The sequence below is a fragment of the Pseudoalteromonas rubra genome (assembly GCF_005886805.2).
Lineage (GTDB): Bacteria > Pseudomonadota > Gammaproteobacteria > Enterobacterales > Alteromonadaceae > Pseudoalteromonas > Pseudoalteromonas rubra_D.
In genome coordinates, this window is record NZ_CP045429.1 from 3,896,004 (window position 1) to 3,908,969 (window position 12,966).

At 49.9% G+C, this 12,966-nt stretch carries 11 protein-coding genes; 3 read left to right on the forward strand and 8 right to left on the reverse strand.

What is annotated here, in order from left to right; all coding sequences use genetic code 11:
- Nucleotides 1-31: 31 nt before the first annotated feature.
- Nucleotides 32-1,501, reverse strand: a complete 1,470-nt coding sequence (guaB, locus tag CWC22_RS16690) for an IMP dehydrogenase (RefSeq protein ID WP_010383433.1) — start codon at nucleotides 1,499-1,501, stop codon at nucleotides 32-34.
- Nucleotides 1,502-1,632: 131 nt separating this feature from the next.
- Between guaB and xseA the strand changes: the two genes are divergently transcribed.
- Nucleotides 1,633-2,997, forward strand: a complete 1,365-nt coding sequence (gene xseA, locus CWC22_RS16695; RefSeq protein WP_138538501.1) for an exodeoxyribonuclease VII large subunit — start codon at nucleotides 1,633-1,635, stop codon at nucleotides 2,995-2,997.
- Here the strand turns inward: xseA and CWC22_RS16700 are convergent.
- The 3 genes from CWC22_RS16700 to CWC22_RS16710 form a co-directional block, all read right to left on the reverse strand.
- On the reverse strand, nucleotides 2,994-3,656 hold the full coding sequence (locus CWC22_RS16700; RefSeq protein ID WP_138538502.1) for a hypothetical protein: 663 nt from the start codon (nucleotides 3,654-3,656) through the stop codon (nucleotides 2,994-2,996). The two genes, xseA and CWC22_RS16700, sit on opposite strands and share 4 nt — an antisense overlap.
- Before the next feature lie 27 nt (nucleotides 3,657-3,683).
- Entirely contained in the window at nucleotides 3,684-4,505 is an 822-nt protein-coding gene (gene cysE, locus CWC22_RS16705; protein ID WP_021032726.1) for a serine O-acetyltransferase, read from the reverse strand.
- 202 nt (nucleotides 4,506-4,707) lie between these two features.
- Nucleotides 4,708-7,581: a M16 family metallopeptidase gene (locus CWC22_RS16710; RefSeq protein ID WP_138538503.1), complete on the reverse strand. Its 2,874-nt coding sequence runs from the start codon at nucleotides 7,579-7,581 to the stop codon at nucleotides 4,708-4,710.
- A 301-nt stretch (nucleotides 7,582-7,882) separates the two neighbouring features.
- On the opposite strand from CWC22_RS16710, the gene CWC22_RS16715 reads away from it, so the two are divergent.
- The gene (locus CWC22_RS16715) at nucleotides 7,883-8,839 is read left to right on the forward strand and encodes a methylenetetrahydrofolate reductase (RefSeq protein WP_138538504.1); all 957 of its coding nucleotides are present in this window, start codon (nucleotides 7,883-7,885) and stop codon (nucleotides 8,837-8,839) included.
- Nucleotides 8,840-8,900: 61 nt separating this feature from the next.
- On the opposite strand, the gene gpsA is transcribed toward CWC22_RS16715, so the two are convergent.
- From gpsA to CWC22_RS16735, 4 genes are all read right to left on the reverse strand, one after another.
- Nucleotides 8,901-9,908: an NAD(P)H-dependent glycerol-3-phosphate dehydrogenase gene (gpsA, locus tag CWC22_RS16720; RefSeq protein ID WP_010383439.1), complete on the reverse strand. Its 1,008-nt coding sequence runs from the start codon at nucleotides 9,906-9,908 to the stop codon at nucleotides 8,901-8,903.
- 3 nt (nucleotides 9,909-9,911) lie between these two features.
- A complete protein-coding gene (secB, locus tag CWC22_RS16725) occupies nucleotides 9,912-10,394 on the reverse strand; it encodes a protein-export chaperone SecB (protein WP_010383440.1) in 483 nt (160 codons plus the stop codon).
- A 70-nt stretch (nucleotides 10,395-10,464) separates the two neighbouring features.
- The gene (gene grxC / locus CWC22_RS16730) at nucleotides 10,465-10,719 is read right to left on the reverse strand and encodes a glutaredoxin 3 (RefSeq protein ID WP_010383441.1); all 255 of its coding nucleotides are present in this window, start codon (nucleotides 10,717-10,719) and stop codon (nucleotides 10,465-10,467) included.
- Nucleotides 10,720-10,727: 8 nt separating this feature from the next.
- On the reverse strand, nucleotides 10,728-11,159 hold the full coding sequence (locus CWC22_RS16735) for a rhodanese-like domain-containing protein (RefSeq protein WP_010383442.1): 432 nt from the start codon (nucleotides 11,157-11,159) through the stop codon (nucleotides 10,728-10,730).
- A gap of 259 nt (nucleotides 11,160-11,418) precedes the next feature.
- Here CWC22_RS16735 and gpmM point away from each other — a divergent pair, with 259 nt between their 5' ends.
- On the forward strand, nucleotides 11,419-12,963 hold the full coding sequence (gene gpmM / locus CWC22_RS16740) for a 2,3-bisphosphoglycerate-independent phosphoglycerate mutase (protein WP_138538505.1): 1,545 nt from the start codon (nucleotides 11,419-11,421) through the stop codon (nucleotides 12,961-12,963).
- Nucleotides 12,964-12,966 lie beyond the last annotated feature (3 nt).

Consider the following 12,966-nt stretch of genomic DNA (forward strand, 5'->3'; position numbering starts at 1 on the left):
CAACCGCCAGCCCACTTTTAGTCCGCCGGGATTAGCCCATGCGGTAGTTTGGAGCCTCTTTGGTGATCTGTACGTCGTGAACGTGCGACTCACCCATACCCGCCGAAGTCACGCGGACAAACTGCGGTTTAGTGTTCAGCTCCAAAATAGTGGCACATCCTGTCAGGCCCATGGCACTGCGGATCCCGCCCACTTGCTGATGAATAATGGTGGCGATTGGGCCTTTGTAAGCCACACGGCCTTCAATGCCTTCTGGTACCAGTTTTTCAGCTGAGTTGCTCTTCTGGAAGTAACGGTCTGATGAGCCTTCTTTTTGGTTCATCGCGCCCAGTGACCCCATACCACGGTATGACTTGTAGTAACGGCCCTGATACAGTTCAACTTCACCCGGTGCTTCTTCAGTACCGGCCAGCATTGATCCCACCATGACACACGATGCACCAGCAACCAGTGCTTTAACAATGTCACCTGAGAAGCGAATACCACCATCAGCGATAACCGGAATGTCACGCCCTTTCAGACCATCAACAGCATCTGAAATTGCTGTGATTTGAGGAACACCACACCCAGTTACAATACGTGTAGTACAGATTGAACCTGGACCAATGCCCACTTTAACGGCATCTACACCAGCGTCAGCCAATGCGATTGCGCCGTCAGCTGTTGCTACATTACCCGCTACAATTTGCAGATCCGGATACGCTTCACGGGTTGCCTTAACACGATCGATAACCCCCTGAGAATGGCCATGTGAAGTATCGATAAGTAGTACATCCACACCCGCAGCAACCAAAGCTTCAATACGCTCGTCGGTACCTGCGCCTACGCCCACAGCAGCACCTACGCGAAGGCGGCCTTGCTCGTCTTTACAGGCATTTGGCTTTTCTTGCGCTTTTTGGTAATCCTTAACCGTGATCATGCCTTTCAGTTTGAAAGCATCATCAACGACTAAGATTTTTTCGATGCGGTGCTCGTGCATCAGGCCCAGGATCTCTTCACGTGAGGCGCCTTCTTTTACCGTTACCAGATCCGCTTTTTGTGTCATCACAGATGAAACAGGTTGATCTAATTTGGTCTCGAAACGCATGTCACGGCTGGTGATAATGCCTTCCAGCAGGTTGTTCTCACCTACCACAGGGAAGCCTGAAAAACCGTTTTCTTCAGCCAGTGCCAGTGTATCAGCAATGGTTTTGTCTGCGGTCACAGTCACAGGGAAAGAAACAATCCCCGCTTCGTACGCTTTTACTTTACGTACATTGCGCGCTTGTTCTTCAATGGTCATGTTCTTATGGATGAATCCGATACCACCTTCCTGTGCAAGAGCAATTGCAAGGCGTGCTTCAGTTACTGTGTCCATAGAGGCAGAAACTAATGGCAAATTAAGTTCAATACCACGAGTCAGGCGCGTTTTTAAGTTCGCAGTGTGTGGTAGAACAGTCGAATGAGCAGGTACTAAAAGTACGTCGTCAAAGGTAAGGGCTTCTTTTGCAATTCTTAGCATGTGTGCGGCATCTCTCAAGTGAAACTGAGTATAAGGAATTGCGTGCGCATTTTATCAGCGTTCCTTATGCGAGTAAATAAAATTTAGCAAAAATATGTTAGAGTGTGCGTGAATTTTTTATGGAGCTGAGTATGTCATTGCCACAACAAGAAAAAGTTTATTCAGTCTCACGCCTGAATCGTGAGATCCGCAGTTTGCTGGAACAGGGGTTCGCTTCTTTACAGCTGACTGGCGAGATCTCTAACTTTGTTGCGCCAGCATCTGGGCATTGGTATTTCTCTTTAAAAGATGACAAAGCGCAGGTAAAAGCCGCCATGTGGCGCGGCAACAACCGCTACTGCCGCTACCGACCACAAAACGGTAAGCAGGTATTGGTTCAGGCTCGCGTCTCCGTGTATGAACCCCGCGGTGACTATCAGCTCATCGTTGAACACATGGCACCGGCAGGCGAAGGCTTGTTAAAGCAACAGTTCGATGCCCTCAAACTACGCCTGGCGGGTGAAGGCTTGTTCAGCAGCCAGCATAAGCAACCATTGCCTGCACGCATAAACCGGGTGGGCGTTGTGACCTCTCCAACCGGGGCCGCAGTCAGAGACATTTTGTCAGTTCTGAAACGTCGTGCCCCTCAGCTGGAAGTGGTGCTCTATCCGACTCAAGTGCAGGGTCAGGAGGCCCACCTGCAAATTGCCGCACAAATCGCCCTCGCCAATCGCCGCAATGAAGTGGATGTATTGATCGTCGGCCGTGGTGGTGGTTCGCTCGAAGATCTCTGGTGCTTTAATGAAGAAACGGTTGCCAGAGCAGTATTTACCAGCGAGCTGCCGGTGATCAGTGCCGTCGGTCATGAAATCGACACCACCATCAGTGATTATGTGGCCGATCTGCGTGCCCCCACCCCTTCCGCTGCCGCAGAACTGGTCAGCCCTGATGGGGCAGAAATTCTGGCTCAAGTACGTCAACAAAAACAGCGCCTTGAAGGTGCGATGCAGCGTTACCTGGCTCAGCAAGCGCAGCAATTGCACAATACACATCAGCGCCTGTTGCTACAACACCCGCAAACTCAGCTGATGCAACAGGCACAAAAAGTAGATGAATTGAGTGGTCGTCTGCACCGAGCAATTAGCCACCAGCAGCACCGTGCTCAAAGCCGGGTTTCACTGGCACAACACCGCTTACAACAATTCCACCCACAACAAAAGCTGCGTTATGCCAGCCAACACCTTGATGGATTGAAAGACAAGCTCACACGTGCGATGCAAACATCGCAACAGCAACATCAGCAGCAACTCGCTTTGCTGGCAGCCAGACTCGACAGCGTCAGCCCATTGGCTGTATTGTCACGTGGTTACAGCATTACCAAATCAGGTGAGCAAGTCGTCAAGTCAACCCAGGATGTGGCCGTTGGTGACGTGCTGATGACGGAGTTGCATGATGGTCGCGTACAAACACAAGTGCTAAAGCTTCATCCCCACAATGACAACAAAGAAAACGATTAATACTCTGTGTTCAATTGACGGATGCTCTTTGTGCTCAAATGCACTTGCATCCCTTGCGCCGTTTGCTGCGCCGAACTGACCTTAAAGTGTGTTATCCACGGACTGTTAAAGAGGCTGTCGTTAAGGCGCTGCCATTGCATGGCATCTACGTCCTGGCTGCGCGGTACAAAACTCAATTGACACACATGGCGCTTACAACCGTAGCTGGCGTATGCGAAGTACGTACTTAAGTCACTGGTATAGAGAAAATCACCGAGCTGTAACTCAAGCTCATCGGCCCACACCGGGTCACGTAATTCCGTGCGAAAAATATCCGCCAGTTGACGATTGATGTTGCCAGACGACGCGGCTTGCTGATGCTGTGTCGATGACTCAGACGCCGAGTCGACGTGTGCCTTAACCTGTGCCAGCTCCCCTTGTAACTGCTGAACCTGTTGCTGCAATGCGGTGAGTTCAGCCTTGTCTTGTGCAGTGTCGGGGAGTTCTCTAGAAGACAGCATATCAGGCAAAGAGGAGGATATCTGTTGAGCCCGAGATGAGTCGGGCTCTGCGTATTCTGTCAGTGAAGCAGAGATAGGGGTTGCAGCCCACCAGGTCAGTGGTACAGCAATCGCTGCACCGAGTAGCATCCAGCACATTTTTTGGCCCAGGTTATCCATCTGCCCCGCCCTGAAGTCAATCAGATGCTAGAGCATCGCGCTGGTGTGAGATTCGTTACGGGCAATCAAATCCTCATCAAGAAAGTTCTGATCCATGGATTCGGCCGGACACGCACAAGGCGGATTACCCACAACCTTAGCAGGCACACCCACCACTGTTGTATGTGGATCGACAGCCTTAAGGACCACGGAACCTGCCCCTATGCGTGCGCCCTCGCCCACTTCGATGTTGCCCAGCACTTTTGCCCCTGCGCCGATCAATACGCCTGCGCGTATTTTAGGGTGACGATCTCCTTGCTCGTTACCGGTTCCCCCTAAGGTGACCGACTGCAAGATTGAGACGTTGTTTTCTATTACGGCTGTTTCACCTATGACTATACCAGTCGCATGGTCAAACATAATGCCATGGCCGACTTTACAAGCAGGATGGATATCAACACCAAATACTTCGGATGAACGACTTTGGACAAAACGGGCGAGCTCTTTTCTGTCTTGTCGCCATAAGCAATGTGCGAGTCGGTGTGCTTGTATTGCATGGAAGCCCTTAAGGTTTGAAATAACGTTAAGGTAACTATCGGCAGCCGGGTCACGATCTTTAACGGCTTTTATATCATGCGCCACATGAGTCAACATACGGTCACAATCCACAAAGGCCTGATCAAACAATTCACGAATAGTAAATGCCGATACCACGGCGTCTGCCAGCTTGTTGGCAACAATAAAGCTCAATGCCGCGCCCAGACAATCATGATTTAAAATACTTGAGTAAACATGGCTGGCGAGCAGCGGCTCGCGGTCTACTAATTCGGTTGCTTCCTGACGAAGCTTTTGCCAGATCTCGTGTCTCATAAACTGCACTATTTCAATTATTCCAAGGCCTTTTTCTATCTTACCCTGCAAATGCGTAAATTAGCAGTGATAGTCAAATGCTTCTTGCATCAATTTGTTATTAATTATAACCCGAAACAGCGAATTGGGGATGGATGAAAGGCAGGCGGATCACAGATCCACCTGAGCAAGCGAGGAGTCCCGATGGGACTCCACTCTGGTGTTACTTAAATACCGCTTCTGCGTTCATCACGTCGATGTTCTCAGCTGGGATAGCCAGCTTGTAGTTGGCGATGTGTTTATCTTCATCGATAAGCGTTTGCGGTTTTTCTGCGTTATAGTGCATTGGCGACTCTGTCTGATTAGCCAAACGCGCTTTCATATCAGCCGCATCGCCTGTGACAAACACATAGTGAATATTGTCACTTTGCAGGTTTTCACGGATCACCCGATTCACATCTTCAACTGTCAAAGATGCCAGCTGGCCGCGAACATAACTGACAAACTCATCTGTGTTATAGAACTGGCTGTCCAGCGCATAACCTAGCTGACGGTCCTGACTGGCGACCATCTGAGGCACAAAGTTGCTCAGGAAGTTGCGCGTTGCCTGGAAGTCACCCTCAGTCATACCGTCATTGATCAGTTTATCCAGCTCATATTGCGCAACACGCGTGGCAAAGTGTGCATCGTTATTTGAGCGCAACGGTCGCAGCCATACCTGGAAAATTTGCTCAGAGCGACCCAGGTTCGCATCCGGCTTAGTCTGGAACATGCCACGCGGGAAATACTCAATGTAGGCATAATCACCATAGTTCATACCTCGCACCTGTCGAATACGCTGGAACAGGTAGGCATTCGAGTTACGGTGCTCACCAAAATAAGAGCGTACTAACCACAGTGCAGTCCAGTCTTTGCTGCTGCGGATGGTATCAATCGGGAAGCCAAAGGAGACCGCTGTTGATTTAGCGCTCTTTTCAATGATGGTCGCGTGACGGCCAGTCAGTGCCGGTGCATCCGGAATAGTCAGGCGAGATGCCTCACCTTTAGGCAGTTGAGCCAGGTCACTCAGCATACGTGCTTTAAGCTTGTCATCGAGCGCACCTGTGATGCCGACATTCAACTTGGCCTGTGTAAACTCGCTGCGATAGAAGGCTTTTACATCATCCAGTGTCAGTGCTTCCAGATCCGATAAATCGCCCAGGTTGTAGCTCTCATACGGGTGACCCTGATATAGCTTGTGGTAAAGCACTTCTTTACCCAGTTCTTCATCGTTAGATGCCTTGAGGCCCGCTTTGATGTTGTCAATCATCTCTTTTTTCAGACGCTTGAAATCATCTTCACGGAAACCCGGGTTGAGTAACTGCTCACTGACTAACGCATACCACTGCGGTGCATTGTCTTTGTGCACCCGGCCGCGTAAAGAAAGCATTTCTTTATCGATCTGATAGTCGAAACTTCCCGCAATCGGATAGAGTGCTTTTTGAATTTCTTTATACGACTTGCTCTGCGAACCGCCATTAGCAATCATGGCTGCGGTCAGTGCTGCGACGCCTTTTTTCCCTTTCGGATCAGCCGCAGCACCGGTGTAGAACAACAAGTTTACATCCACCAGCGGTGACGCATTGGTGTTGTCCAGTACAGAGAAGTGCTGCTGTTTTGGCTGGCTGAGTTGGGCAACCAGGTTATCAAGCTCAACTTCTTTATCGAATCCTGTTACTTCAGTCAGATCAGACATGGTCACTGTGGTACGACCGCTGTCGACAAAATAACGGTTGGCCACATCGCGAATATCTTCGGCGCTCACTGAATCACTGGTCGCATACAGCGTGTTGATCACTTCCGGATCGCGCTCAAAGTGCATGTACTCGGCCAGCATGCTGGCAATCGCCTGTGATGAGTCCAGCCCGTTCGCAAAGTTGTATTTAAGGTTAGATTTAAGTGCTGCCAGTTTGTCGCTGTCGACCAGCTCAGTGCGAGCAGTCGCATAAGTACGGTTGATGGCATCACGCACCACGGCCAGGTCACTTTCTTCATTTACCTTCACAAAGACATGCAGCAGACCCGGATCTTTGGTCTCGGCATTGTAAGTAAACATCTGACTGGCAATTTGCTTATCGACTACCAGCTCTTGATACAGCTCGGAGTTTTCAGAGAAATACAGTTGCGAGATCAGATCCAGTGCCGCGCGATCTTTTTTCTGAGGCTCCCACGCTGTGCCTTTGTATGAGACTAAGAGCCAATGGCCCGGCAAACCTTCATAGTGCTCATGCACGTATCTGGCTTGCTGCTGTTTTGGCTCAACCGGAATATCAGCGACATAATTACCGCGCTGCCAGCCACCCCAGTGTTTTTTAACCATTTTCATGGTTTCCTGCGGATCCACGTCGCCGACAATCACAATCGAGACATATTCCGGCTTATAAAATCGCTCAAAGAAAACTTGTCCGTACGCCATCTGATCGGGCATCGCTTCAATATCTTCGAAGAAGCCCATCGTGGTGTGTTTATAGGTATGCTTATCAAAGGCCTCTTTACGCACAGCACTTAACAGCTTACGAATTGGGCTGGCGTTGTTCTTCAGGTATTCGCCCTTTACCGTTAAGGCTTCGGTGCGGAACTGAGACTCGCTGTAGCTCAGGTTCTGGAAGATATCTGCTTTAATCTCTAAAACCTTATCCAGGTGCTCTTTAGAGAAATTCAGATGGTAGTTAGTATAATCATTGGTAGTGTAAGCGCGGTTATCTACGCCTGAGTTTTTCAGAATGTCAGCGTAAACATCTTGAGGGAACTTCTCCGAGCCCTTAAACATCATGTGCTCAAAAAAGTGTGCAAATCCGGTGCGACCCGGTTCAACTTCGTTGCGCGAACCGACAGACACAGGGATCTGTAGTGAAACGACATCTGGATAATCGGTTTTCACCACCATGACACGCAGGCCATTATCCAGTTCTTCCAGGACATAGTCCTGCGCAAACACCTTGTTACTTGCCTGGGCCTGAACTTGGCCTGGCGTCTGCTCAGTCGATTGCTGAGAGGTTACGCACCCGGCCAGTGCCAGTGACACCGCCAGGCTGGTCGCCAGTAGTTTAAATTTCATATGCTTCCCTTAAATCTGTAGTGATTATTATTTTTGGCCTCGCTCGAGTGAGGCACATCGTTCCCAATTATGCCGCAATCCCGTTTGAATTCATCTTTACGCGCTCATTTTATGTAAAAAAATATGAACTGCATTGGCCCGTTCAAAGCTATCGGCAAAACAATGGTTTGCTCCAAAGTCGCAAAATCATATGAAAGAAATTCATGGGCATTGAATTTGTTTCAAGAAAAAAATCTATCTAGACGTCTAAATGGCTGCTATATTAGATCCCAGAAACTGAATTTTTGCCGGAGCCAAAATCATGGCGTTATCACTACAAGAGAAAATCTTAGACCCGAACCAAGGGGTATATTTGATTGGTACGACTCCGCCCAAATCCGGTACGGAGCAAGACAAAGTTGAACGTATTGCCACTAAGCTGCTCGACCGTCTGCACGAAATTGAATACGACGGCGTCATCATTTACGACATTCAGGACGAAAGCAGTCGCACCAATGTGCCCCGTCCTTTTCCGTTTAAAGAAACGGTTGACCCCTGTGAATACAGCCGCCTAGTCAAGTCTTTGTCAAAACTGGACGTGATCACCTATAAAAGTGTCGCACAACGTGACAGCGCTGAATTTAACCAGTGGCTCAGCACCACCAAACAAGAGTTTGGCCTGAATAATTTAGTGCTGGTTGGCTCTCCGTCTTCGCAAGGTAAAATCAATCTACCACTGCCAGAGGCGTATCAGGCGCTGGCCCAGCACGAAGAAAGCTTTTTCCTCGGTGGCGTAACTATTGCGGAACGCCATGCATCCAAACGCAATGAGCACGAGCGACTGATTGAAAAAACCACCCAGGGCTGCGAGTTCTTTATTTCTCAGGCCGTCTATGATGCACAAGCCACCATAGACTTGATCACCAGCTATGCCCGCACCTGTAAACAGCAAGGCATTGCGCCTAAGCGGCTGATCCTGACTTTCACCCCGTGCGGCGGTGAGAAAACCTTGCAATTTATGGAATGGCTGGGCATTTCAGTGCCTGAAGCAACCAAATGGCGCATGCTGGATGCAGACAACACTCTGAGTGAGTCGATCCGCATTTGTCGTGAGAATTTGGATTCAATTCTGCGTAGTTGTGCTCATCTGGATGTTCCGCTGGGACTGAACATAGAAAGCCTGACTAACCGCAAAGAAGAGATCGATGCGTCTATCAACCTCTATCGTCTGCTCAAGGCCACCATGGAGCTGACACTGGCGGAAAAGCAGATCGCTTAATAATTTGGAACCAATAAAAAACCGAGTACACTGGCTCGGTTTTTTATTTTCAGACATCAGGTTATTCGGACTTTTGCTCTCTGCCAAGCAATGCCATGGCCGCTTCTTTGACGTCTTTTTGTTGATACAGCACCTGATAGATTTGCTCCGTGATAGGCATTTCAATGCCAGTACGCTTTGCCAGCAAGTACACTTCTTTGGTGTTACGATACCCTTCAACCACCTGGCCAATACTCTGCATGGCCTCTTCAACGTTTTTACCCTGGCCCAGCGCCAGACCAAAACGTCGGTTACGGGATTGGTTGTCAGTACAAGTCAGGATCAAATCGCCCAGTCCCGCCATCCCCATAAAGGTTTCAGAACGTGCCCCCAGCGACAACCCTAGCCGGCAGAGCTCTGCCAGACCACGGGTGATCAAGGCTGTTCTGGCATTGGCACCAAAGCCAAAACCATCTGACATACCCGCACCAATGGCGATGACGTTTTTCACTGCGCCACCTAACTGGATACCGATAAAGTCGTCATTGCTGTACACCCGGAACGAACGACCACAATGCAGCAGCTTAGCCAGTTCACCTCTGAATGCTTCACAACGAGATGACACTGAAATTGCGGTAGGTAAGCCGGCAGCCATTTCTTTTGCAAAGGTCGGCCCGGACAAAACCGCCAGCGGAACCTGCTCACCGAGGACGTCCAGTGCTACATCCTGCAGCAACCGGCCAGTATCTGGCTCCAGCCCTTTGGTTGCCCAGGCAACTTTGGTTCCAGGTAACAAGTGTGGCTTAATTGCCTCCAGAGTTTGCGCGAACGCATGGCTGGGCACCACCACCAGGACCAACTGACTAGCCTGGACGGCCTTAGTCAGTGAGGCTTCCAGCTGCAATGAAGCCGGAAAATCAATGTCTGGCAGATAACGGGCATTCTGACGCGAGCTGGCTAACTGCGCGATGGCAGTGCTGTCACGTCCCCAAAGAGTAACCTGGTGACCGTTGCGGGCAAAACAAATAGCAAGGGCGGTGCCATACGACCCCGCCCCTAATACGGTCACAGCTGAATGTGCTGTATTCATCACTTATGCGTCAGCAGCTTGCTCTTGCGCGGCACGTTGCTGCATGTACTGAGCAAATAGCGCGTCAAAGTTAACTGGTGCCAGGTTCAATTGTGGGAAAGTACCACGGTTAACCAGGCCAGATACCGCTTCACGTGCATATGGGAACAGGATGTTCGGGCAGAATGCGCCAAGCATGTGTGCCATTTGTAGCTCTTCCAGTTCACCGATAGAGAAAATACCCGCTTGCTGGATTTCACATAGGAATGCGGTTTCTTCGCCCAACGACGCAGTCACAGTCAGTGCCAGAACAACTTCATATACACCTTCGTCCAGCTTGGCAGAACGCGTGTCCATGTCCAGTTTTACCTCAGGTGTCCACTCTTTCTGGAAGATAGCCGGAGAGTTAGGTGTTTCGAAAGACACGTCTTTGGTATAGATGCGCTGAATGTTAAATTGTGGACCTTGTTGTTCTTCTGCAGCAGCTGCGTTGTTTTGCTCTGTCATTGTTCTTCCTAATTATTCGTCTTTATTTAATGTGGGGCAGCACCACGGGTCGTACCCGGGATGCCAAAAATTATTTCAGTAATGCGTCCAGCTTACCTTGTGCTTCGAGTGCCATCATGTCGTCACAACCACCAATGTGCTGCTCTTTGATGAAAATCTGTGGCACAGTATGACCGCCATTTGCTTTACTGATCATCTCTTCACGCAGCTCGGGTTGCGCGCCGATATCGTACTCGGTATATGTGACACCTTTACTATCCAGCAACGCCTTAGCGCGATGACAGTAAGGACAGTAATCCTTTGTATAAATAACAACTTGGCTCATATTTACTCCTATTTACCCGAGGCGGTTGGCAGGCCGGCTGTTTGCCAGGCACCAAAACCACCCGACAAAACGTATACTTGCTCAAAGCCCGCTTTGTACATATTGCTGGCAATGCCAGAGGCGGTCATGCCGGTGTTACACACCAGTATAATGGGCTTAGTTTTGAACTTTTCAAGTCCTGCGAAATCATTTTGTTTGGCTTTTTCCACATTCATGTGCTCACTGCCCGCGATACGCGAACCGTTAAACTCCTTCACTGCACGCATGTCAAACACCTGACCTTCCTGACGGTTCACCAGGATAGTGAGCTGTTGTGGATTGATCTGACGGATTTTAGAAAACATGCCTTTCAACCAGCTAGAGACCAACATAGCTGCTAAAACCAGCCAGATGATGCTGAGAATGGGGTTTCTGCCTAAAAACTCGATGTATTGTTCCATATTGTTCTTACCAACCGGGGAAAATGAAATTGCTCGCGAGTATACTTTCTTACGGGCGCTGGTACAAACATCTGTGACGTAATCGATAAGCACACTGGCACAGCCCCCCCCACAGCACTTGGCAAAGCGGAGTGCCCCCATAGGTAATGGCTCATGTGAATTTTAAAGTGGTTGAGGATAAATCACGCCCAGAGGGCTGAAAATTCATATAAAACAGGGTATCCTATGGCCAGATTTCGTGCACGTTTCAGGAGCCCAAATGACTGTGAAGAAAAAACCTCTGGTATTAATGATCCTAGATGGCTGGGGATACCGCGAAGATGCTGAGAGCAATGCTATTTTGGCAGCTAACACGCCGGTATTAGATGAACTATGGCAAACACGTCCGCGTACGCTGATCTCTGGTTCAGGCCTGGATGTGGGGTTACCAGACGGTCAGATGGGCAACTCAGAAGTCGGCCACGTTAACCTCGGTGCCGGTCGTATCGTCTATCAGGACTTTACCCGCATCACCAAAGCCATTGATGATGGCGAGTTTGAGCATAACCCCGCACTGGTCGACAACATCGACAAAGCCGTTGCAGCCGGCAAAGCGGTTCACCTGATGGGACTACTGAGCCCGGGCGGTGTACACAGTCACGAAGATCACATTGTTGCTGCCATCGAGCTAGCAGCCAAGCGCGGTGCCAAAGCGGTTTACTTCCACGCCTTTTTAGACGGCCGTGATACCCCTCCTCGCAGTGCACAGGCTTCAATTGAACGTATTGAAACACTCTTCACCAAGCTGGACTGTGGTCGTCTGGCCTCAATTGTCGGTCGTTACTATGCTATGGACCGCGATAACCGCTGGGAGCGTGTTGAAGCCGCTTATAACCTGATGGTCTGTGGCCAGGCTGAACACCGTTTTGCTGATGGTGTCTGTGCTCTGAACGCCGCTTATGAGCGCGATGAAAACGACGAATTCGTTAACGCCACGGTGATTGCCGCTGAAGACCAGGAAGCAGCCACCATCAACGATGGCGATACGCTGATCTTCCTCAACTTCCGTGCTGATCGCGCCCGTCAAATGAGTCGTGCTTTTGTGGATGCCGACTTTGATGGCTTCAACAAACAAAAAGCGCCGGTACTGAGTGGTTTTGTGATGATGACAGAATATGCTGCCGACATTCATGCCCCTATCGCCTTTGCGCCGGAGAAGCTTACCAATGTATTGGGCGAATGGTTAGCAAAACACAATAAGACCCAGCTACGCATTTCTGAAACTGAAAAATATGCCCACGTGACTTTCTTCTTCAGTGGCGGTCGTGAAGACCTCTTTGAAGGCGAAAAGCGCGAGCTGATCCCATCACCACAAGTTGCTACGTATGACTTACAACCTGAGATGAACTCGGCCTTACTGACCGACACACTCATTAACGCCATTCACAGTGGCGAGCACGACGTGATCATCTGTAACTACCCGAATGGCGACATGGTCGGTCACTCCGGCGTATTCGACGCTGCCGTGAAAGCCTGTGAAGCCGTCGATGCCTGTATTGGCCGCGTTGTTGCTGCACTGGAAGAAGTTGGTGGTGAAGCACTGATCACAGCCGATCACGGTAATGCCGAGCAAATGGTCAACAGCAAAACGGGCCAGGCCCACACGGCGCACACCAGCGAGCCTGTTCCATTCATCTATATTGGCCGTGATGCACAACCACAAACCGGCAAAACCCTCAGCGATGTGGCACCGACCATGTTACATCTGCTGGGTATGGCGCAACCAGAGGAAATGACAGGGTCTCCCGTCATGCTGCTGAAGTAATTT